The 20,910-nt window shown below is 74.4% G+C and carries 17 protein-coding genes and 1 pseudogene; 10 read left to right on the top strand and 8 right to left on the bottom strand.

The window, feature by feature from the left end:
- Nucleotides 1-180 precede the first annotated feature (180 nt).
- The 4 genes from FHX74_RS18110 to ndk all read right to left on the bottom strand — a co-directional run bounded on the left by FHX74_RS18110 (nt 181) and on the right by ndk (nt 4,295).
- The gene (locus tag FHX74_RS18110) at nt 181-1,470 is read right to left on the bottom strand and encodes an NAD(P)/FAD-dependent oxidoreductase (RefSeq protein ID WP_182561591.1); all 1,290 of its coding nucleotides are present in this window, start codon (nt 1,468-1,470) and stop codon (nt 181-183) included.
- A gap of 277 nt (nt 1,471-1,747) precedes the next feature.
- Nucleotides 1,748-2,464, bottom strand: coding sequence for a response regulator (locus FHX74_RS18115; RefSeq protein WP_182561592.1), 717 nt, complete (start codon nt 2,462-2,464; stop codon nt 1,748-1,750).
- Complete coding sequence (locus FHX74_RS21235; protein WP_182561593.1) at nt 2,464-3,795, bottom strand: sensor histidine kinase; 1,332 nt, start codon at nt 3,793-3,795, stop codon at nt 2,464-2,466. The genes FHX74_RS18115 and FHX74_RS21235 overlap by 1 nt, the downstream gene beginning before the upstream one ends.
- A 62-nt stretch (nt 3,796-3,857) precedes the next feature.
- Nucleotides 3,858-4,295 (bottom strand): nucleoside-diphosphate kinase, encoded by a 438-nt coding sequence (gene ndk / locus FHX74_RS18125; protein WP_182561594.1) that lies wholly within the window; start codon nt 4,293-4,295, stop codon nt 3,858-3,860.
- A 158-nt stretch (nt 4,296-4,453) separates the two neighbouring features.
- Here ndk and FHX74_RS18130 point away from each other — a divergent pair, with 158 nt between their 5' ends.
- The 4 genes from FHX74_RS18130 (at nt 4,454) to FHX74_RS18145 (ending at nt 8,411) form a co-directional block, all read left to right on the top strand.
- Entirely contained in the window at nt 4,454-5,254 is an 801-nt protein-coding gene (locus FHX74_RS18130) for a glycerophosphodiester phosphodiesterase (RefSeq protein WP_182561595.1), read from the top strand.
- Nucleotides 5,251-6,078 carry an inositol monophosphatase family protein gene (locus FHX74_RS18135; protein WP_182561596.1) on the top strand — a complete coding sequence of 276 codons (828 nt, stop codon included), beginning with the start codon at nt 5,251-5,253 and terminating at the stop codon, nt 6,076-6,078. The genes FHX74_RS18130 and FHX74_RS18135 overlap by 4 nt, the downstream gene beginning before the upstream one ends.
- 81 nt (nt 6,079-6,159) lie before the next feature.
- Nucleotides 6,160-7,494 carry a GNAT family N-acetyltransferase gene (locus FHX74_RS18140; protein WP_182561597.1) on the top strand — a complete coding sequence of 445 codons (1,335 nt, stop codon included), beginning with the start codon at nt 6,160-6,162 and terminating at the stop codon, nt 7,492-7,494.
- Nucleotides 7,495-7,613: 119 nt separating this feature from the next.
- The gene (locus tag FHX74_RS18145; protein WP_182561598.1) at nt 7,614-8,411 is read left to right on the top strand and encodes a sugar phosphate isomerase/epimerase family protein; all 798 of its coding nucleotides are present in this window, start codon (nt 7,614-7,616) and stop codon (nt 8,409-8,411) included.
- Nucleotides 8,412-8,545: 134 nt separating this feature from the next.
- Here the strand turns inward: FHX74_RS18145 and FHX74_RS18150 are convergent, their stop codons facing one another.
- Together FHX74_RS18150 and FHX74_RS18155 are read right to left on the bottom strand one after the other, a co-directional pair.
- The gene (locus FHX74_RS18150; protein WP_182561599.1) at nt 8,546-9,523 is read right to left on the bottom strand and encodes an aldo/keto reductase; all 978 of its coding nucleotides are present in this window, start codon (nt 9,521-9,523) and stop codon (nt 8,546-8,548) included.
- Nucleotides 9,524-9,573: 50 nt separating this feature from the next.
- Nucleotides 9,574-10,563: a LacI family DNA-binding transcriptional regulator gene (locus FHX74_RS18155; RefSeq protein WP_220484155.1), complete on the bottom strand. Its 990-nt coding sequence runs from the start codon at nt 10,561-10,563 to the stop codon at nt 9,574-9,576.
- A gap of 166 nt (nt 10,564-10,729) precedes the next feature.
- Between FHX74_RS18155 and FHX74_RS18160 the strand changes: the two genes are divergently transcribed.
- From FHX74_RS18160 to FHX74_RS18175, 4 genes are all read left to right on the top strand, one after another.
- The gene (locus FHX74_RS18160) at nt 10,730-12,094 is read left to right on the top strand and encodes an MFS transporter (RefSeq protein WP_182561601.1); all 1,365 of its coding nucleotides are present in this window, start codon (nt 10,730-10,732) and stop codon (nt 12,092-12,094) included.
- A gap of 2 nt (nt 12,095-12,096) precedes the next feature.
- Nucleotides 12,097-14,562: a beta-glucosidase family protein gene (locus tag FHX74_RS18165; protein ID WP_182561602.1), complete on the top strand. Its 2,466-nt coding sequence runs from the start codon at nt 12,097-12,099 to the stop codon at nt 14,560-14,562.
- 224 nt (nt 14,563-14,786) lie between these two features.
- Nucleotides 14,787-15,962 carry a winged helix DNA-binding domain-containing protein gene (locus tag FHX74_RS18170; protein ID WP_182561603.1) on the top strand — a complete coding sequence of 392 codons (1,176 nt, stop codon included), beginning with the start codon at nt 14,787-14,789 and terminating at the stop codon, nt 15,960-15,962.
- A gap of 126 nt (nt 15,963-16,088) precedes the next feature.
- Complete coding sequence (locus tag FHX74_RS18175; RefSeq protein ID WP_182561604.1) at nt 16,089-16,679, top strand: hypothetical protein; 591 nt, start codon at nt 16,089-16,091, stop codon at nt 16,677-16,679.
- A gap of 40 nt (nt 16,680-16,719) precedes the next feature.
- Here the strand turns inward: FHX74_RS18175 and FHX74_RS18180 are convergent, their stop codons facing one another.
- Together FHX74_RS18180 and FHX74_RS18185 are read right to left on the bottom strand one after the other, a co-directional pair.
- Nucleotides 16,720-17,082 (bottom strand): DUF4233 domain-containing protein, encoded by a 363-nt coding sequence (locus tag FHX74_RS18180; protein ID WP_328823914.1) that lies wholly within the window; start codon nt 17,080-17,082, stop codon nt 16,720-16,722.
- 344 nt (nt 17,083-17,426) lie between these two features.
- Nucleotides 17,427-18,887 (bottom strand): annotated as a pseudogene (locus FHX74_RS18185) (bifunctional folylpolyglutamate synthase/dihydrofolate synthase); the annotation flags it as partial.
- A gap of 99 nt (nt 18,888-18,986) precedes the next feature.
- On the opposite strand from FHX74_RS18185, the gene FHX74_RS18190 reads away from it, so the two are divergent.
- Both FHX74_RS18190 and FHX74_RS20535 read left to right on the top strand, forming a co-directional pair.
- Complete coding sequence (locus tag FHX74_RS18190; RefSeq protein ID WP_182561606.1) at nt 18,987-19,640, top strand: hypothetical protein; 654 nt, start codon at nt 18,987-18,989, stop codon at nt 19,638-19,640.
- Nucleotides 19,641-19,688: 48 nt separating this feature from the next.
- Nucleotides 19,689-20,909, top strand: a complete 1,221-nt coding sequence (locus tag FHX74_RS20535) for an NAD(P)/FAD-dependent oxidoreductase (protein WP_220484156.1) — start codon at nt 19,689-19,691, stop codon at nt 20,907-20,909.
- Nucleotide 20,910: the final 1 nt, after the last annotated feature.

Genomic DNA, 20,910 nt, shown 5'->3' on the forward strand with positions numbered 1-20,910 from the left:
AGGCCACCTCGGGCTCAGTCCATCACGGCGGGCACCGGGGACACCGCTGGTCGGGCCCGTCCGCGCCGGTGGGTGCGGGCCGTCGCCGCAGCCGGGTGCCACGGGTGGACGGCAGAGTCTAGCCAGCCGCGCCGGAGGGACCGGGGTGTCGCGCCCGGCGTCCGAGGGCCCGCGGCGGCGTCAGCGGTGGGCGGCCAGCACCGCGTGCGCCGCCCGGCGGCCCGAGACCAGCGCGCCCTGGATCGAGGCGGTGTCGCGGTGATCGCCGGCGACGTACAGCCCGTGGTCGAGCCGGACCGGCTTGCGGACCCGCAGCGGCGCCTCCTGGGCCGGCAGCGCCTCGGTGATCCGGTGGGTGTGCACCAGTTCCCAGCCCGCGACGTCGGCTCCGCGGTAGAGCAGCCCGAGCTGGCGCCGGACCACCGGCTCCGCGCTGTCCGCACCGGTGCCGTCGCCGACCACGGTGCTGGCCACCAGGTGGCGTCCCGCGGGGGCGTAGGACGGGGCGACCGCGGTCATCACGGCCGAGTTGACCAACGGCCCGCGGTGGTCGGCGTCGAGGTGGAGCAGCCGCGCCTCGGCGGCCGGGGCCGGGGGCTCGTCCGTACTGTGCCAGTAGGTGGTGAGGGCACGCATCGGCGGGGCGTCGACGTCGGTCAGCCGCTCGGCGGTGACCGGGTCGGTGGCCACCACCACGGCGTCGACCCGGTGCTCGCCGTCCGCGGTCCGCACTCGTCCGGGCGCGACCTCGTGCACCTCGACCCCGAGCCGGAGCGCACCGTCGGGCAGCCCGGCGGCGAGCTGCTCGGGCACCCGACGCATCCCCAGGGAGGGCACCGACGGCTCTCCCAGCAGGAACGAGCGGACCAGCAGCAGCGCGAACGTCGCCGAGGTGCGCTGGTCGTGCTCGCCGAGCACCCCGGCCAGGAACTGGTCGACGACGCCGGTGCGGAGCAGCCCGCGGACGCCGGCCTGGTCGAGCGCCTCGGCGAGCGTCCGGTCGTCGCCGGCCAGCAGCTTGGGCACCGGGAGCAGCGCGCGCATCGCCCAGCAGGCGAACGCCATCTTCTCGGTCAGCGTGCCGACCGGGGCGAGCACGGTGTCGCCGACCGCGCTCGGCAGCCGGCGCGGGTCGGCCAACCGGTAGCCCTGCGACCCGTGGGCGACGAAGACCCCGGCGGCGAAGGCGCGCAGGTCGAGCGCGGGCACGTCGAGCTCGCGGGGCACGGCCGGATAGGCGGGGTTGATCAACTGGAAACCGCGGTCGCAGCGGTAGCCGTCGACGACATCGGTGGTGACCCGACCGCCGACCCGGTCGGCGCGCTCGAAGACCGTGACCTCGGCCCCGGCCCTGGTCAGGTGACGGGCGCAGACGAGCCCGGCCAACCCGGCTCCGACCACGGCCACCCGGAGCCCCGCCGCCTGCCCCGTGCTCTCCGCCCGGTCAGCGTCGTCGCGGCTCGGCCCCATTCCCGGAAGCTTAGTGACGGGCTCCCAAACCCACCCCGCGCTTCGACAGGCTCAGCGCGCGTCCTCGCGAACCACCACCGTGCCCTGAGCCCGTCGAAGGGCAGGGCCGCGCATCGACAAGCTCAGCGCGCGTCCTCGCGAACCACCACCGTGCCCTGAGCCCGTCGAAGGGCAGGGCCGCGCTTCGACAGGCTCAGCGCGCGTCCTCGCGCGGCGTGCGCGAGCCGGCCCCGCCGGCGAGCGTCGCAGCCACCAGCGAGCCGGCCTAAACCAATAGTCAGTGGGGCTTGACCAGACCGGTCCGATAGGCCAGCACGACCAGGGCGACGCGGTCGCGGAGCCCGGTCTTGCCGAGGATGCGGCCGACGTGGGTCTTGACCGTGGCCTCGCTGAGGAAGAACTTCGCGGCGATCTCGGAGTTGGACAGACCCTGGGCGATCTCGAGCAGCACCTCGCGTTCGCGCTCGGTGAGGTCGGCGATCCCGGCCGGGTCGGGCGCCTCGTGGTCGGGCACCTCCTCGACGTAGCGCTCGATCAGCCGCCGGGTCGTGCTCGGCGCCACCACCGCGTCGCCCCCGTGCACGTCGCGGATCGCGGCCAGCAGGTGCGCCGGCGGGGTGTCCTTGAGCAGGAACCCGGCCGCACCGGCCCGGAGGGCGGAGAACGCGTGCTCGTCGAGGTCGAAGGTGGTCAGCACGATCACCCGCGGCCCGCCGCCGGACGCCTTGGCCCGCTGGGTGAGCATCCGGGTGGCGGTGACCCCGTCCATCCGGGGCATCTGGACGTCCATGATCACCACGTCGGCCGCGGTCACCCGCAGCCGGTCGAGCGCCTCGGCGCCGTTGCCGGCCTCGCCGACCACGGTCATGTCCGGCTGCGACCCGATCACCATGGCGAAGCCGGTCCGCACCAGCTCCTGGTCGTCGACCAGGAACACCCGGATCGGGGCGGCCGCCTGGTCCGCGCGGCCCCCGCTCGTGTCGCCTGTCTGCATCACACCCCTCCCGCCCGGTGCCGATCATGCTCCGGATACGGCAGCCGCGCGAGCACCCGGAACCCGCCGTCGGCGGTGGGTCCGGCGGTGACGCTGCCGCCGAGCGCGGCCACCCGCTCGGACATGCCGGTCAGCCCGTGCCCGGGCTGCTGGGTCTGGGTCCGCCGGCCGGGGTCGGCCGGCCCGTTCCGCGCGCTGACCTCGAGGTGGTCGCGGGCGAATCGCAGCCCCAGCGTGACGTCGTCGCCGCCGTGCTTGCGGGCGTTGGTCAGCGCCTCCTGCACCACCCGGTAGACGGTGAGCTGGGTCATCGCCGGCAGCGGCGGCGGCGTCCCGTGCCGGCGGACGTCGACCCGCAGCCCGGTCTCGGCGGCCTCGGTCAGCAGGTCATCGAGCTGGTCGAGTCCCGGTTGCGGCCCGCTGGCCGGGCCGGCGTCGGCGTCCACCCCCGCCTCCCCGGAGCGCAGCAGCCCGAGCAAGCCGCGCATCTGGGTGAGCGCCCCGCGGCCGGTCTGCGAGATCCGGTCGAGGGCCTGCTTGGCGCTGTCCGGGGCGTCGTCGATCACGTACCGCGCCCCGTCGGCCTGCGCGATCATCACCGACAGACCGTGGGCGATCACGTCGTGCATCTCACGGGCGATCCGGGCCCGCTCGGCCGCGGCGGCCAGTCGCGCCTGCTGCGCCCGCTCGCGCTCGAGGGTGGCGGCCCGGTCGGCCAGCGCGGCCAGACCGATCCGCGACGACCGCAACCGCTCCCCCGAGGCCCAGGATGCGGTGGCGAGCAAGATCATCCCGACGGTGGTCAGCGCGTGCACCAGCGGGTTGCCCGGACGGCCGAGCAGCCGGTCGTCGATGAACCCCCACCAGTCCGTCGCCGACCCGGTCAGCGCGGCCAGCACCGTTCCCGCCAGCCCGGCCAGCCCGATCCGGCGGTTGGTGTAGCCGGCCAGCGAGTACAGCGAGAACAGCAGCCCGGCGTCGTGGATGCCGATCGGGCTCAGCGTGATCATCTGCGCGAGCGCGGCCAGCACCACCAGCGCGAAGCTGACCCGCGGCAGCCGGCGGCGGAGCAGCAGCGGGGCGTCGACCAGGGCGACGAACAGGAAGTCCCGGCCGGTGGCCGCCGGGTAGAAGACCGGCAGGAACGCCGACCCGACGCCGACGAAGCCGACCGCCACCACCACGTCGAAGAGCCAGCCTCGCAGCGGCAGGTCGCGGCCGACTCCGGTCTCCTCGCTGGCGTCGAGCAGGTGCGACCAGGCCCGCCGGCCGGCCGGGCGCGGCATGCCGACGCCGCCCGGTTGACTGCGGCGCGGGAGGTTGATCGCCACGGCGGCAACCTATCGCGCCGGACGACTCCGGGGCCGGTGCGACGGGGAGCCCGACGGGACGGTCAGCCGAGGTCGGGGAACCAGAGCGCGATCTCGCGCGCGGCCGACTCCGGGGAGTCCGAGCCGTGCACGAGGTTCTCGCGGTTGGAGAGCGAGTAGTCGCCGCGGATGGTGCCGGGGGCGGCCTTGCGTCCGTCGGTCGCGCCGTTGAGCGCGCGGACCACCTCGATGGCCTGGTCGCCCTCGACGATCAGCGCCACCGACGGGCCCGAGGTGACGAACTTCCGCAGCGGCGGGTAGAAGTCGCGGTCGACGTGCTCGGCGTAGTGCTGGTCGGCCAGCTCGCCGGTGACGTGCCGCAGCTCGAGCGCGACGATCCGCAGACCCTTGGCCTCGAACCGGGCGAGCACCGCGCCGACCAGGCCGCGACGGACCGCGTCCGGCTTGAGCAGGACGAAGGAGCGCTCGACGGGGGGCTGCGGTGCGGCGGCATCGGTCATGGCGGACACCCTAACGACCCGACGCCGGCCCGGACGCCGCTCGGTAGCGTCGGGTCCGCCCGATCCCGATCCGCGCCTGATCCGGACCCCGACCCCGCCCGAGGAGCCCGACCGATGCCGACCCGTCCCCGCCCGTGCCCCTACGACGGAGGCCGCCCGTGACCGGGCGACGCCCCGCCGCGAAGGGTCCGATCGGCACGCGTCGGATCGGCACGAGTGCGGTGGTCGCGGTCGCGCATCGCGGCGACCCGTGGCGGCACCGCGAGAACACCCTGCCGGCGGTGGCCGAGGCCGTCCGCGCCCGCGCCGACGTGGTGGAGATCGACGTCAAAACCAGCGCGGAGGGCGACGTGGTCGTCCTCCACGACGACACCCTGGACCGGTTGTGGGGCGACCCGCGGGCCGTCACCGCCTGCAGCTACGTCGAGCTCGCCGCACTCGGCGGCGGTGGGCCCGGCATCCCGACCCTCGACACGGTGCTCGCCCTGCTCGGCGGCACCGGCACCGCCCTGATGATCGACATGGACGCCCCACGGTGGGCGGAGCCGGCCTGGACGACGGTGCAGCGGGCGATCGAGACCCGGGTGATCACCCGCGACGAGGTGCTGTGGTGCGGCCGGACCGACGCCCTGGCCACCGTGCGCGGGCTCGACCCGGACGCGCGGATCGTGCTGTCCTGGGACGAGTCCGACGGGGCCGACCACGACGGACCCGGCACGCTGCCGCCCGACGCACACCTCGAGACGCTGCGGCCCGAGGCGGTCAACCCGCACTGGCCGATGATCACCGGCGAAGCACTCGCCTGGGCACGTGATCACCGGATCCCGCTGTGCTGCTGGACGGTCGACGACGAGGACACCATGCGCGCGCTGATCGCCGCCGGCGTCCGGGCCATGATCAGCAACGACATCCGCACCCTGCGCCGGGTGATCGACGAGACCACCGAGGAGACCGCATGACCACCCCCGCCCCGCCGCCGGAGACCGAGGTCGATCTCGACCGGGCGCTCGAGGTCGCCCTCCGCGCGGCCGACCGAGCGATCGCGATCACCCGCGACACCCCGCTCGGGGAGATCCGCACCAAGCAGCACGAGGCCGACGTGGTCACCGAGGTCGACACCGCCGTCGAGCGGGCGGTCCGTGAGCTGATCGCCGCCGAGCTGCCCGGGCACGGCGTGGTCGGCGAGGAGTACGGCACCGACCTCGCCGGGCGCGACGGCGGGCCGGACGGCACCGCCCCGACCTGGTACTGCGACCCCGTCGACGGGACCACCAACCTCACCGCGGGGCTCCCGTGGACCTCGTTCTCGCTCGCGCTGGCCGTCGGCCGCACCCCGCTGGTCGGGGTGGTCGCCGACCCGTGGCGGGGTGAGGTGCTGCACGCCGTGGCCGGCCGCGGCACCCGGGTCGACGGCACGGCGCCGGTGCTCGGCGCCGGACGCGACCGGCTGACCGGCGGCGTCGTGCTCACCGAGTGGGCGGCCGACCAGCCCTGGCCGGGGATGCTGCCGCTGCTCGCCGGGCTGGCCGAGCGCCGCTGCACCACCCGGGTGATGGGCTCCTCGACGCTGACGCTGGCCCAGGTGGCGGCCGGCCGGGCCACCGGTGCGGTGGTCGGCGCGTTCCACCCCGAGGACCACCTGGCTGCCACCCTGCTCGCCCGGGAGACCGGGCTGGCCGTGTGGGACGAGACCGGCAGCCCGAACCCGTTCCCGGCCCGCGGCGGGATCATGGTCGCGCGGCCCGCGGTGGCGGCCGAGCTGTTCGCCCTCTGGCGCCCCTGACCGGGCCGCTTACCCGCGAGGCGGGCTCGCGCCGCGGCAAACGGTTGGCGCCGGTCGGGTCGCTTCCGGTTGAGTGACCCCGTGAGCACCGACGACGTCCGCCCGACCACCGACCAGCCCACCCCTCCCCAGACGGCCGCGCCGGAGCCCGCCCCGTCGGCCCCCACGATCACCACCCCGCCGCACCGCGGGACGCCCGCGATCGTCACGGTCGAGGGTCACGACGAGACCTTCGCCCGCGCCTTTGCCCGCGGCTTCCACGAGACGTTCCGCCCCGAGGAGTTCGCGCTCGAGAGCAAGCTGGTCGAGGGCGGCCGGATGTTCGGCCACCAGGTCGACGGCCGCTGGGTCTCCACCTGCGGGGACTTCGCCCGCACCATGACCACGCCGGGCGGCCAGGTCGACGTCGCCGCGGTCACCGTGGTCACCGTCGCGCCGGGCTATCGCCGTCGTGGTCTGCTCCGCGAGCTGATGCACCACCAGCTGACCCAGGTCCGTGCGACCGGCACCCAGCCGCTCGCCCTGCTCTGGGCGTCGGAGTCGTTGATCTACGGCCGGTTCGGCTACGGCCGCACCACGGCGAAGCTCCGGCTGAGCGGTCCCACCCGCGCGACCGCCTTCCTGCCCGAGGTGGCCCCGAGCGGCGGTTCGGTCGACGAGGTCGGCCGCGAGCAGTTCGCGGCCGCCGCCTACCCGCTCCGCGAGGCCTGGCTGCCCGACCGCCCCGGTCACCTGAACCGGACCGAGGCCTGGTGGGACTTCTACCTGTTCGACGCCGAGCACCGGCGCAACGGCGCCGAGGAGCTGCGCTACGCGCTGCACTTCGCCGAGGACGGGACCGTCGACGGCTGGGCGACCTTCCGCACCAAGTACGGCGACACCGTCGTCCCCGACGGCGGCGACGTGATCGTCACCGGGATCGACGCCGCCGACCCGCGGGTCTACGCCGCGCTGTGGCGCTGGCTGCTGGACCTCGACCTGATGCGCGGGTTCCGGTTCGGGCACGCCGCGACCGACGAGCCGCTGCGGCAGCTGGTCGCCGACCAGCGCGCGATCAAGACCGAGCTCCAGGACGCGACCTACGCCCGGATCGTCGACGTGCCGGCCGCCCTCGGCGCCCGCCGCTACACCAGCGCGGTCGGGATGACGGTCGAGCTGACCGACACCTTCCTGCCCGACCTGGCCGGCCGCTACCGGCTCGAGCTCGGACCGGACGGCGCCGAGGTGACCCGGACCGACGCGGCCGCCGACCTGACCCTCGACGTCCGGCACCTCGGCGCGATCTACCTGGGCGGCACCGCGCTGACCGACCTGCACCGGGCCGGACTGGTCGGCGAGCACAGCCCCGGTGCCGTGCTCGCGCTGTCCGCGGCGTTCGCCAGCCCGCGGGCGCCGTTCTGTCCTGACTTCTTCTGACCGGACTTCCTCTGGCCGGACTTCCTCTGGCCGGACTTCCTCCGGCCGGGCCGCTCCAGGTCGGAGGGGCCCGCTAGCCTGAGTCGTCCAGCACACGACCCACCGCAGGAAGGTTGCCCATGCCCGCACCGGAGATCTCGGTCCAGCTCTACTCGGTCCACGAGGCGCTCGACGCCGACCTCGACGGCACCCTCGGCAAGCTCGCCGACATCGGCCTGACCAAGGTCGAGGCGTTCGACTTCGTCCGTCGGGTGCCCGAGCTCAAGGCCTCGTTCGAGAAGTACGGGCTGAGCTCGCCCACCGGGCACGCGATCCTGGTCGAGGACGCCGGTGTCGAGACCCCGGACGGGCTGCTCTCGGTGCCGCCGGCCGAGGAGACCTTCAAGGCCGCGGCCGAGCTCGGCGTCGGCGTGGTGATCGACCCGTTCGTCCCGCCCGCCAAGTGGCAGACCCGCGAGCAGGTCGAGGCCACCGCGAGCAAGCTCAACAGCCGGGCCAAGGAGGCCGCCGAGCACGGCCTCAAGGTCGGCTACCACAACCATGATCACGAGTTCCGCTCGGTGATCGACGGGCGTCCGGCCTACGACCTGTTCGTCGAGCTGCTCGACCCCGAGGTCGCTCTCGAGGTCGACCTCTACTGGGCGACCGCCGGCGGGGTGGACCCGGCCGAGCTGCTCGGCCGGCTCGGCGACCGGGTGGTCGCGGTCCACATGAAGGACGGCCCGATGCGCGAGGGCATCACCGCCGCCCAGCTGCCCGACGACCAGTGCCCGGCCGGTCAGGGCGACGTGCCGCTGCTGCCCGCCGTCAGCGCCGGCAGCGGGGTCGAGTACGCCGTCATCGAGTACGACCACTACGCCGGCGACATCTTCGACGGCATCGCCCAGAGCTACCGGTACCTCTCCGAGCAGCTCTGACCCCTCGACGGCGTTCCCCGGGTCGCCCGGAGCGAGCCCGCCGCGATCAGCACACCGCCCCCGGACCGCAGGATCCGGGGGCGGTGTCGTTCTCGTCGGGTCGCGGGCAGCGCGGCCCGCGGCGGCGCGGGGGCTCAGCGGCGCAGGCTCTCCACCCGCTCGACCACCGTGTCGCGGGCGGTCCGGAGCCCCGACAGCGGCCGGAAGGCGCGGGCCGCCGCGGTCAGCTCGGCCACCTCGGCGGCGTCGAGCCGCAGGTCGGCGGCGGCGACGTTGAACTCGAGCTGCTCGACGCTCGAGGCGCCCGGGATGACCACCACCCGCGGCTGCGCGAGCAGCCAGGCCAGCGCGACCTGGGCCGGTGCGGCGTCGTGATCACGGGCGATCCGGCGCAGCAGGTCGAGCAGCGGGCCGATCCGGCGCAGGTTCTCGGTGCCGAACAGCGGGTTCGACGCGCGCACCCCGCCGGGCTTGTGGTCGGGTCCGTACCGGCCACCGAGCAGACCCTGGGCCAGCGGGCTCCAGGCCATGATCATCCGCTGCTCGGCCGCGGCGAACGGCACCAGCGTGTCGAGGGGCTCGGGCCGGGCCAGCGAGAACTGCACCTGGTTGCTGACCACCGCGCGGCCGAGGGCGGCGTCGGCGGCCTTCCAGCGGTCGAGCGGGTAGTTGGAGACGCCGACCGCGCCGATCCGGTGCCGGTCGAGCAGCCGCCGCATCCCGGGCATGATCACCGTGTCCGGGACCAGCGGGTTGGGCCAGTGCACCTGGTACAGGTCGATCCGGTCGACACCGAGCCGGCGCCCGCTGCCCGCCGCGCGCCGCTGGACCACCGGCGGGAACGGTGCCACCGGGAACAGCTTGCTGGCGATCACCGCCCGTCCGCGGTCGGCCCCGAGCGCCTCGCCGAGGATCCTCTCGCTGCGGCCGACCCCGTACACCTCGGCGGTGTCGAACAGCGTCACCCCGAGCTCGAGCGCCCGCCGGACGATGTCGCGGGCCGCGCCGTCGGCGTACGCGTCGCCGTAGCCCCACTCCCGCGACCCGAACTGCCAGCACCCCAACCCGACCCGGCTGACCGGGGCGAGACCGTCCACCTCGAGGAAGTCCATGCCGGCAGTCTTCCCGCCCGGCCCAAGCCGCAGCCGCGGAGAATCCAAGATCAGGCCGAGGCGCGGACGACGACGTCGACCAGGTCGGCGTCCTCGTCGGCCGGGGGCTCGGTGCCCTCCAGGTCGGCCATCAGCCCGGCCACCACCCGCTGGGCGATCCAGCTCGTGTCGTTGACCACCGTGGTCAGCGGCGGGTCGGTGAGCGCGGCCAGCGGGATGTCGTCGACGCCGATCACCGCGACGTCGTCGGGGACGGCCAGCCCGGCTCGCCGCAGCGCCGCCAGCAGCACGATCGCCTGCTCGTCGTTGTAGGCGCAGACGCCGTCGACGCCGGCCTCGCGCCAGGCCGTGACCGCGCCGGCGGCTTGGTCGGCGTCGAGCCCGACCGTGCAGACCAGGGGCTGGGCCAGCCCGAGGTCGGCGCAGCCCTGCCGGGCGCCGAGCAGCCGCGGACGGGAGAACACGTCCACCCGCGGGTCGGCGGGCAGCGCGTAGCCGATCCGCCGACGTCCGGTGGTGGCCAGGTGCTCGACCTGGACCCAGCCGCAGCGGACGTCCGAGCCGCCCTCGCGCCGCGAGGTCCCGACCGCCCGGAGCGGGTGGCTGACCAGCAGCCCGGCGGCGCGGAGCTCCTCGGCGTCGCCCGCGTCGAGCTCGTCGAGCACCAGCACCGCCGCCGGCGTGATGGCCTTCCACAGCTCGCGGAGCGGACGGCCGTGGGCCGGACGCTGGTGGGTGACGAAGGTCAGCCCGCGGGCCTCGAGCCCGCTCGACAGCTCGGTCAGCAGCCCCGACACCGCCGGGCCCATCGGCCAGTCCGGCAGCAGACCGAGCACGAGGTCGGAGCGTCCGGTGCGCAGCGAGCGGGCCGCGGCCGACGGGCGGTAGCCGAGCCGTTCGGCGGCCTCGATCACCCGCCGCCGGGTCTGTTCGGGGATGGTCTGGTGCGGGACGTCGTTGAGCACGTACCCGACGGTGGCGCGCGACAGGCCGGCCTCTCGGGCGACGTCTGCGCTCGTGGGTCGCCGGCTGCGGTTCACGCCGCTCACCCTAGGGGCGGACCGTAGGGATGCCGCGGTGTGATCCTCACGACACTCACGGCTCGCTGATTGCTGGACCCGGGTCACCTGCCCTACCTTACTTGCACGAGCCACTTGCACGTGTAAGTGCTTGCGAATCAGCACCAGCACCTCGACGAGGAGAAGCATGACCACCACCCCGACCGCGCCGGAGATCCCGACGGATCCCGCCACCGGCCCCTCCGCGGGCCTCGCCGCCCTCGAGCTCGACGCCGACCGCGCCGCGCGCGAGCACGGCGGCGTCGACCCGGTCACCGGGATCGCGCTGCCCACCGAGAAGGCCGGTTGGAAGCTGGTCGTCCCGTTCGCGATCGCCCAGTTCACCCTCTTCATCGCGCTGCTGGGGCCGGTCATGGTCAGCATGGCGATCAAGGTGCAGTCGCTGGTGGGAGCCGAGAACGCCACCACCGCCCAGGGTGTGGTGCTCGGCGTCGGGGCGATCGCGGCACTGGTCGCCAACCCGATCGCCGGCCGGCTCTCGGACCGGACCCGCGGCCGCTTCGGTCGTCGCCGCCCCTGGATGATCGGCGGCGCGGTCGGCCTGGCCCTCTGCCTGCTGGCCATCGCGCTCGCCCCGAGCGTCCCGGTGCTGATCGTCGCCTGGTTCTGCGCGCAGCTGTCGGCCAACGCCGCCTTCGCCGCCTACCTGGCCACGGTGGCCGACCAGATCCCGCCGAAGCAGACCGCGACCATCACCGCACTCGGTGGCGTGATGCAGAACGTCGGCGTCCTCGGTGCGCTCTTCCTGGCCCAGCTGCTGACCACCAACATGATCGCCCTGTTCATGGTGCCCGGCGTGATCGGCGTGATCGGCATGGTCTTCTACGCGCTGGTGCTTCCCGACGCCGAGCTCAAGCGGCGGCCGCCGAGCGAGGGCTGGCGTGCGTTCCTCTCCACCTTCTGGATCAACCCGCTGAAGCACCGCGACTTCGGGCTGGCCTGGATCTCCCGCTTCCTGCTGATCCTCGGCACCTTCATGTTCACCACCTTCCGGTTCAACTGGATGGTCACCGAGATCAAGATGGACAGCGCGACCGCCGTCTCGACGATCCTCGTCGGCACCCTGATCTACACTGGCGTGCTGGTGGTCTGCGGGCAGATCGCCGGCGTGGTCTCCGACAAGCTCGGCCGTCGCAAGTTCGGCGTCTTCCTCTCCGTCGCGCTCACCGCGGTCGGCCTGCTCGCCCTGACCCAGGTGACCACGGTCGGCCACTTCTACCTGGTCGAGGCCGTCCTCGGCGCGGCGTACGGCATATACATGGGTGTCGACCTGGCCCTGGTGCTCGCCGTGCTGCCCAACCAGAAGGACGCCGCCAAGGACCTCGGCGTGTTCAACATCGCCAACGCCGCCCCGCAGTCGCTCGCCCCGTTCCTTGGTGCCGCACTGCTCGCCCTCGGCGCCGGCAACAACTTCGACGCCCTCTACGTGGTCGCAGCGATCGTGACCTTCGTCGGCGCCCTGGCCATCATCCCCGTCAAGAAGGTGAAGTGAGCATGACCACGACCGTCTCCCGCAGCACCGAGAGCGCCACCAGCAGGTACGACGCCCTGCTCGACCGGCTCGATCTGGAGGCCAAGGTCGCCCTGCTCACCGGCGCCGCCGTCTTCACCATGGCCGGCAACGTGGACATCGGGCTGGCACCGATGAACCTGTCCGACGGCCCCACCGGGGTCCGCGGGCTCAAGTTCTCCGGCGGCCGCGAGGTCACCCTGTTCCCCAACGCCACCCTGCTGTCGGCGTCCTGGAGCACCGAGACCGCCCGCGAGGTGGGCCGGCTGCTCGCCGAGGAGGCGATGGTCCAGGACGTCTCGGTGGTGCTCGGCCCGACGATCAACCTGCACCGGTCGGTGCTCGGTGGCCGGCTGTTCGAGGCCTACTCCGAGGACCCGCTGCTCACCGGGCGGCTGGCCGCCGCTTACGTCGAGGGGCTGCAGGCCTCCGGCGTCGGCGCCTGCCTCAAGCACCTGGTGGCCAACGAGTCGGAGACCGACCGCAACAGCGTCGACTCGGTGGTCGACGAGGCCACCCTGCGCGAGCTCTACCTGCTGCCGTTCGAGATCGCGATCGCCGAGAGCGACCCGTGGTCGCTGATGGCCGCCTACAACGACGTCAACGGCCAGGCCGCCACCGAGCAGGTCCACGTCAACAACGAGATCGTCAAGGGTGAGTGGGGCTACGACGGGCTGATCATGTCCGACTGGTTCGCCACCAAGACCACCGCGGCCTCGGCCAACGGCGGTCTCGACCTGGTGATGCCCGGCCCGCACGGCCCGTGGGGCGAGGCGCTGGTCGCCGCCGTCCGCGCCGGTGAGGTCGCGGAGTCGGTGATCGACGACCACGTGGTCCGGGTCCTCCGGCTGGCCGATCGGGTCGGCAAGCTCGGCGAGCCGCGCGCGCTGCCCACCGACCTGCCCACCCCGGACTCCCCCGTCCGCCGGGAGCAGCTGACCCGGCTCGCCGCGGCCGGGATGACCGTGCTGACCAACGACGGCACGCTCCCGTTCGCCGCCGGCCCCGAGGCGCCGAGCGTCGCGCTGATCGGCCGGCTCGGCCTGCAGACCACCCTGATGGGTGGCGGCTCGGCGCAGGTCAACCCGCCCTACCAGGTCTCGATCGCCGAGGGGCTCGGTGCCGTCCTCGGCGACCGGCTGACCGTGACCGACGGCGTCGAGGTGCGGTCGCGCCCGACGCCGGCCGGCGCCGACGTGCTCCGGCACCCCGAGACCGGCGAGCCGGGCGTCCAGGTCGAGGTGCTGGCCGCCGACGGCCGGGTGCTCGACGTCCGCGCCGCGAGCAGCGCGAGCGGGATGGTCGGGTTCGACGACGACTACGACGTGCCGGCGACGGGCGTCCGGTTCATCGCCCGCAGCGCGCTCGGCGGTGAGGTCGAGCTCGGCGGCACGGGCGCCGGCGTCTGGACGCTCGCCGCCGGCGACCAGCAGCACGCCTTCACCCTGACCAGTGCGGGCGGCATCGGTGCGGTGATGCTCGCCCCGCCGGCCGAGCTGCGCCGGACGATGCTGCACGAGGGTGACCTGATCGAGGCCACCGTGCGGCTCGAGACCGCCGACGGGGACAACCCGTTGGCCGGGGTCGGGCTGTTCAGCCTGGTGCTGCGACCGGTGCCCACGCCGCTCGAGCAGGTGCTCGGCCGGGCCGCCGCGGCCGCCCGCGCCGCCGACGTGGCGGTCGTCGTGGTCGGGCTGACCGAAGAGCAGGAGACCGAGGCCGTCGACAAGGCGACCATCGCGCTGCCCGGCGACCAGGACGCGCTGGTGCACGCCGTGGCCGCGGCGGCCCGCGAGGCCGGACGCCGGTCGGTGGTGCTGGTCAACGCAGCCACCCCGGTGCTGATGCCCTGGCGCGACGAGGTGGACGCGATCGTCTGGATCGGGCTGCCCGGTCAGGAGGGTGGCCACGCCGTCGCCGCCGCGCTGACCGGGGCGATCGAGCCCGCCGGCCGGCTGGTCACCACCTTCCCGGCGGCCGACGGTGCCGCCCCAGCCTGGGAGGTCGTGCCGACCGACGGTGCGCTCGCCTACGCCGAGGGCACCGCGATCGGCTATCGCGGCCACTTCTCCGGGACCGTCGACGGCCCGGTCGCGGCGCCGGCGTTCTGGCTCGGCCACGGGCTCGGCTACGCCGACTGGTCCTACGACGCGGTCGCCGGCGACACGTCCGCGGTGCGGGTGCGGGTCACCAACACCGGCAGCCGGGACAGCCGCGAGGTGGTCCAGGTCTACTACGCCCCGGCCGAGCCGGGCCAGCCCGTCCGGCTGGTCGGCTGGACCGCGGTCGAGGTCGCGGCCGGCGCCTCCGCCGAGGTCGAGGTCGTCCCGGACGCCCGGCTGTGGCGCCGCTGGGACACCGCGGCCGACGCCTGGGGCGAGCCGCTGACCGACGGCGAGCTGCTGGTCGCCCGCGGCCTCGGCGACGTCCGGGCCCGGCTGGCGGTCTGACCCCGGGCTCGACCCCGACGTCGCACCGTCGCCGGGCTCAACCCCCGCCCCGACGTCGCACTGTCGCCGGGCTCGACCCCGACGTCGCACCGTCGCCGGGCTCGACCCCCCACCCCGACGTCGCACCGTCCGCGGCCACCTCGCACCGCCTATACGTGGTGCGAGGTGGTACCGGGCGGTGCGACGTGGGGTGTTCGGGCGGCGTCGGCTGCCAGACTGTTCGGGTGCGCCACGTCACCGACACCGAGCGCCGCGCGCGACTGGCCCGGCGCCACGCGATCGCCCCGCCCCACCGGGTCGCCGATCCGGAGGAGGCCACCCGCGCGGTCGCCGTGCTGCACGCCACCGAGCCGGCGACGGTCTACCTCTCGGTGCACGCGCGGGTCGACGGCGTCCGGGTCGAGGACGTCGATCGGGCGCTCTACACCGACCGCAGCCTGGTCAAGCAGCTGGCCATGCGCCGTACCCTCTTCGTCTTCCCGCGCGAGCTGCTGCCGGCCGCCTGGGGCAGCGCCTCGGCGCGGGTGGCCGAGGCCGAGCTCAAGCGGATGGCCAAGGACGTCGAGAAGGCCGGGCTGACCGCGGACGGGACCGGGTGGGTGCTCCGGGCCCGCGAGCTGATCCTCCGCGAGATCGGCACCCGCCCGGACGGGATGACCGCGCTCGAGATCCGTGACGGGCTCCCTGAGGTGGCGGTGAAGTTCGACGTCACCGCCGGTTCGGTCTGGAACCACAGCCGGGTGCTCACCCACCTCGGGCTGACCGCCGACCTGGTCCGCGGGACGAACACCCAGCACTGGCGACTGTCCCGGCCGCGCTGGACGCGGATGGCCGACTGGCTGGGCGAGGTGCCCGAGGCCTGGCCGGTCGAGGACGGCTACGCCGAGCTGGTGCGGCGCTGGCTGGCCCGGTTCGGACCGGGCACCGAGGCCGACCTGGTCTGGTGGCTCGGAGCGACCAAGGGCGCCGTCCGGGAGGCCCTGACCCGGCTGGAGGCGGTTGCGGTCACCCTCGACGGTGGTGGCCGCGGCTGGCTGCTCCCCGAGGACCTCGAGCCCGAGCCCCCGGTCGCACCCTGGGCGGCCCTGCTGCCGGTGCTCGACCCGACGGTGATGGGGTGGAAGGAGCGCGACTGGTACCTCGGCACCCACGGTCCCCAGCTGTTCGACAGGAACGGCAACGCCGGCACCACCGCCTGGTGGGACGGGCGGATCGTCGGCTGCTGGGTGCAGGACGACGCCGGCGTGGTCGAGGTGCGGCTGCTCGAGCCGGTGCCCGCAGTGGCGCAGCGGGCGCTGCGGACCGAGGCCGAACGCCTCACCGCCTGGCTCGACGGCGTCCGCATCGGCACGGTCTACCCATCGGCCGCGATGAAGCCGGTCGCCACCGTCACCGGCTGAGCAGCTCCGGCTCTGGAGCGCCGCGACGCGGCGCGATCGGCGGTGCGATTGCACCCGACGCTCTCGCCGCGAGCGACTTTCTTTCCTTTCCGTCACAACCGGTGGGGTCTCGCTACCGTCGGGTCCATGAGAACCCTTCGCGGCGCGGGCGCGGTCCTGACCCTGCTCGTGCTGTGCGGCTGCTCGGGCGGGGCACCGGACGGACCGGCGACCCCTCCCGCGACCGACGCCCCGTCCGGCTCGACTCCCGGACCGGGCCCGGCGTCACCGTCCCCCTCGGGCTCCACCGGCGACCCGGCCCAGCAGATCATCGGACCGGTGCCGATCGGCACCGTCGCCCGGACGCCTGACGGGGTCAGTCTGCAGCTGATCACGATCACCGCGGCGGCCCCGGACAAGGTCAGCTTCGTGCTCCGGCTGACGAACCACTCGGCGTCGACGGTCTTCGCCGATGCCGGGCAGATCCAGGTGACCCCGGACGAGGGCGCCACCAGTTACCCGGTGCTGCACCCTCTGGGTGCGCGACCTGAGGAATGGAGCGTGACCGACGGCGTGCCGCCGGGAGCCCGGGCCGACGAGGTCTTCGTGGTGAGCAAGGAGCCCTCCGCGCTGCGTCGGGTCGACGTCGCCGTCGGGGGCCCGGCCGCCGCCGGCGCGGCGGACCCGCCGCCGGTCGTGTTCCGCGGCAGCCTGGTGCCCGAGCCCGGACGCGGCTGACCGCGACGCGGCCGGTGAGCCGGCGACGCGCAGCGGGACGTCAGTCCCGTCGGTGGGCGTCCAGTCGGCGGCCGAGCACGAAGCTCAGCACATACAGCGCGAGGAACATGATCCCGACCACGAACATGCTCGGGGTGAGCACGCCGAGCGCGATCCCGGCCAGCTGGGCCAGCCACCCGAGCGGATAGCCGAGCGACGTACGGAACAGCCCGGCGGCCACCGCGCAGAACGCGGCCACCGCTCCCCCGGCGATCGCCGCGGTGCCGGGGTCGACCGACGACACCTTGATCATCACCGGGATCGACAGCGCGAACGCGATCACCTCGAGCAGCAGCGTGGTCATCAGCACCCGCCCCATCGGGTTCCCGGCGGACAGCGCGATCGGCGACCGGGACGCGGTCACACCGATCCCCCGCGCCCATGATCGGGACCGGCGTCGCGACCACGATCAGGACCGTGATCAGGACCGTGGTCATCGCGGGCGGTGCCGTCGGAGTCGGTGTAGTCGCGGGCCCCGATCTCGTCGAGCAGCCGGCGGTCGTCCTCGGTGAGCTCGTCCTCGTCGAACTGCTCGCCGTACTCCGGCCCGTAGCTCAGGTCCTTCTCGCCGTCGTCGTCCTCGTCGTCGAGCTCGTCCTCGTCGTCCTCGTCCTCGTAGCCCTCGTCGTAGCCCTCGTCGTCAGGCCCGTCGACGGTGTCGTCGTAGCCGTCGAAGCTGCGTGCCCCGAAGGCATCCGGGCCGTCGACGCCGTCGACCGCACGGACCTCGGCGAAGTCGGCCAGCTCGGCCCGGTCGGGCTGCTCGTCCTCCTCCACCGGCCGCCGGTCCTCACCGGCGCCGACCAGCAGCGTCCGGGCCTCACCGACCGCGACCACCGAGCCGGTGATCAGCACGCCCGGCGACTCGGCGGCGTCGTTCTCGGCGATGGTCACCGCCCGCTCGATCGCGTCGTCGAGCCGCGGCACCACCTCCACCCGGCCCGCGCCGAAGATCCCCTCGGCCAGCTCGCCGAGCTCCTCGGCCGGCGTCCCGCGCTCGGTGGAGGCGACCCGGGTGATCACCACCTGGTTGAGCAGCGGCTCCCAGATCCGCAGCATCCCCTCGGCGTCCTTGTCGCGCATCGCGGCGATCACGCCGACCAGCGGCGAGAACGCGAACGACTCCTCGATCGCCGCGGCGGCCGCGGTCGCCCCGTGCGGGTTGTGCGCGGCGTCGAGCAGCACCGGTGGGGACCGCCGGACGATCTCCAGCCGCCCCGGCACCCTGACCTGCGCGAAACCCTCGCGGACCAGGTCGGGGTTGATCGCCTTCATCCCGAGGAACGCCTCGGCGGCCGCCAGCGCCTGAGCCGCGTTCGCCGCCTGGTGCGCACCGAAGAGCGGCAGGAAGACCTCGTCGACCGGGCCCTCGGCCGCGTTGAGCCGGAGCATCTGGCCACCGACCGCGACCCGGCGATCGAGCACCCCGAACTCGAGCCCTTCGCGGTGCACCAGCGCACCGACGTCGGCGCACCGCTGGAGCAGCACGGTCGCGGCCTCCGGGTCCTGCCCGGCGAGCACCGCGTTGGCGCCCGGCTTGATGATCCCAGCCTTCTCGGCAGCGATCTCGGCCACCGTGTCGCCGAGCAGGTGGGTGTGGTCGAGGTCGATCGGCGTGATCACCGCGACCGCGGCGTCGGCGACGTTGGTGGCGTCCCAGGTGCCACCCATCCCGACTTCCATGATCGCCACGTCGACCGGAGCGTCGGCGAAGGCGGCGAACGCCATCCCGGTGACGATCTCGAAGAAGGTCATCGAGACGCCGTCGATCGCGCGCTCGTCGACCATCCGGACGTAGGGCTCGATGTCGTCCCAGGTGCGGGCGAAGTCCTCGCGGCTGATCGGGGCGCCGTCGATCTCGATCCGCTCGGTGACGTCCATCAGGTGCGGGCTGGAGAACCGGCCGGTCCGCAAACCCGAGGCCCGCAGCAGCGATTCGATCATCGCGCCCGTGCTGCCCTTGCCGTTGGTGCCGGTGATCGCGATCACCGGGTAGCTGTGCTGAGGGTCGCCGAGCAGCTCGCAGAGCGCCTGGATCCGGCCGAGCCCACGGGCCACCCGGTGCTCGGGCCAGCGGGCGGTGAGAGCGGCGACCAGCTCGGCGTGCGCGGCGTCGTCCGCCGGTGACGCCGAGGAGGACGGGGACGGGGATCCAGACAGTTCAGACATGGCCTCTCGAGCTTAGTGGGACCGACGTATCCAGCGGCCGTCCCGGCGCTCCGTCCGGGTGAGGCACCGACCGCACACCGCACCCACCAGGAGGACCCGATGACGTTCCCGCGACCGACCCACTCGATCTCCCACTCCGGCCACACTGCCGGCCGCCACTCCGACCAGCGCTCGCGCGCCGCCCGGCTCGTCCCGCTCGGGCTGGCCACCGGCGCCCTGGTCGTCGGCGGACTGAGCCTGGGCGGCCCGACCGCCCAGGCCGCCCCGTCGGCGCCGGCCTTCGCCACCGGACGCGTGGTCGCCACCGGCGGGGTGACCGCGCGCAGCCTGCCGACGACCGCCTCGACCGGGTACGGCGCCTACCCGCACGGCGACCGGCTGACCCTGCTGTGCAAGGTCCGCGGCTCGACCGTGGCCGGCAACGCCACCTGGTACCTCGTGCCGGCCGAGGGCTGGGAGTTCGTGTCGGCGCGGTACGTGGCCAACGTCGGCCCCGCGCCCGCCTTCTGCGGCCGCGCCGGCGACGCCGCCGGGCGCACCACCGGCGCCGTCCGCACCCGGGTCGCACCGACCACCCGTGCCGCGGCTGCGGCCACCCTGCCCCGGGGGACCCGGGTCTCGCTGCGCTGCGAGGTCGAGGGACCGGCCGTCCAGGGCAACCGGACCTGGTACTACCTCGACAACCACCGCTGGGTCAGCGCCCGCTACGTCGCGAACGTCGGCCACGCCCCGCGGTCCTGCTCTCCGGGCTGACCGGGGACCGCGGCTTGAGTCTGGCCGGGAAGCGGGCACGATCGCAGGGTGACCGAGCCCGCACCCCGGACCGCCGAGCCCCGCCGCCCCGCACGGATCGTGGTGGTCGGTGCCGGGCTCGCGGGGCTCTCCACCGCCCGCGCGCTCCGGTCCGGGGGCCACGACGGTCCGCTGACCGTGGTCGGGGCGGAGCCGCACCGCCCGTACGACCGGACGCCGCTGTCCAAGGAGCTCCTCACCGGCGCGCTGACCGAGGCCGACCTCTTGCTCGAACGGCCGCACGAGGACCTCGACGTCGACTGGCGGCTCGGTCGTCCCGCCGTCCGGCTCGAGACCGGGCCCGACGGCCACCGGGTGGTGCTCGCCGACGGCACCGCGCTGTCCGCGGACGCGGTGGTGCTGGCCACCGGCGCCCGGGCCCGCAGTCTCGGCGCCGAACTGCCGGAACCGGGCAGGCGGACCGGCGTGCACACCCTGCGCACCCTCGACGACGCCCGCGCGCTGCTCCCCGAGCTGGAGCCCGGCCGACGGCTGGTGGTGATCGGAGCCGGCTTCGTCGGCTCGGAGATCGCCTCGTCGGCGCACAGCCGGGGAGTCGACGTCACCGTGCTCGAGGCCGCTCCGGCTCCGCTGTCGGTGCCGCTCGGGGCCGAGGCCGGAGAGCTGGTCGCCGGGTTGCACGCCGCACACGGCGTCACCCTCCGGGTCGGCGCCGCGGTGGCTGGGATCGTCGGGGAGGACCGGGTCACCGGGGTCGCGCTGGCCGACGGCGAGGTGGTGCCGGCCGACGTGGTGGTGATCGGGATCGGCGCCCGGCCGGACGTCGACTGGCTGGCCGGCTCGGGCGTCCGGACCGGCCCGGACGGCGTGCGGTGCGACGCCACCGGTGCCACCACGGTGCCCGGCGTGTACGCGCTCGGCGACTGCGCCTGCTGGTTCGACCCGGCGCTCGGCCGGCACCACCGGGTCGAGCACTGGACCGACGCCAAGGACCGCGGGCCGGTGGTGGCCGCCGCACTGCTCGGGGCCGCCCCGGTGGCGCCCAGGGCGCCGTACTTCTGGTCCGACCAGTACGGCACCAAGATCCAGTTCGCCGGGCGTCGCCACGGGGACGAGACGCTGGTGGTCGAGCACCGGGACGACGACGGCCTGTTCGCCACCTACCGGCGCGACGGGGCGGTCACCGCGGCGCTCGCGGTCGGCCGGCAGCCGGAGTTCGCCCGGCTGCGCAAACGACTCGCGGCCGGACCGGTCGTTCTGACAGCCTGAC

Origin of the sequence: Microlunatus kandeliicorticis (assembly GCF_014137855.1) — a bacterium.
Classification (GTDB): domain Bacteria; phylum Actinomycetota; class Actinomycetes; order Propionibacteriales; family Propionibacteriaceae; genus Microlunatus; species Microlunatus kandeliicorticis.

Excerpts from the sequence above, each read along its gene's own strand:
- FHX74_RS18115 (WP_182561592.1), bottom strand. The coding sequence starts at position 2,464 with ATGCAGACAGGCGACACGAGCGGGGGCCGCGCGGACCAGGCGGCCGCC.
- FHX74_RS18160 (WP_182561601.1), top strand. The coding sequence starts at position 10,730 with ATGACCACCACCCCGACCGCGCCGGAGATCCCGACGGATCCCGCCACC.
- FHX74_RS18110 (WP_182561591.1), bottom strand. The coding sequence starts at position 1,470 with ATGGGGCCGAGCCGCGACGACGCTGACCGGGCGGAGAGCACGGGGCAG.
- FHX74_RS18150 (WP_182561599.1), bottom strand. The coding sequence starts at position 9,523 with ATGGACTTCCTCGAGGTGGACGGTCTCGCCCCGGTCAGCCGGGTCGGG.
- FHX74_RS18190 (WP_182561606.1), top strand. The coding sequence starts at position 18,987 with ATGACGTTCCCGCGACCGACCCACTCGATCTCCCACTCCGGCCACACT.
- FHX74_RS18175 (WP_182561604.1), top strand. The coding sequence starts at position 16,089 with ATGAGAACCCTTCGCGGCGCGGGCGCGGTCCTGACCCTGCTCGTGCTG.
- FHX74_RS18135 (WP_182561596.1), top strand. The coding sequence starts at position 5,251 with ATGACCACCCCCGCCCCGCCGCCGGAGACCGAGGTCGATCTCGACCGG.
- FHX74_RS18165 (WP_182561602.1), top strand. The coding sequence starts at position 12,097 with ATGACCACGACCGTCTCCCGCAGCACCGAGAGCGCCACCAGCAGGTAC.
- ndk (WP_182561594.1), bottom strand. The coding sequence starts at position 4,295 with ATGACCGATGCCGCCGCACCGCAGCCCCCCGTCGAGCGCTCCTTCGTC.
- FHX74_RS18145 (WP_182561598.1), top strand. The coding sequence starts at position 7,614 with ATGCCCGCACCGGAGATCTCGGTCCAGCTCTACTCGGTCCACGAGGCG.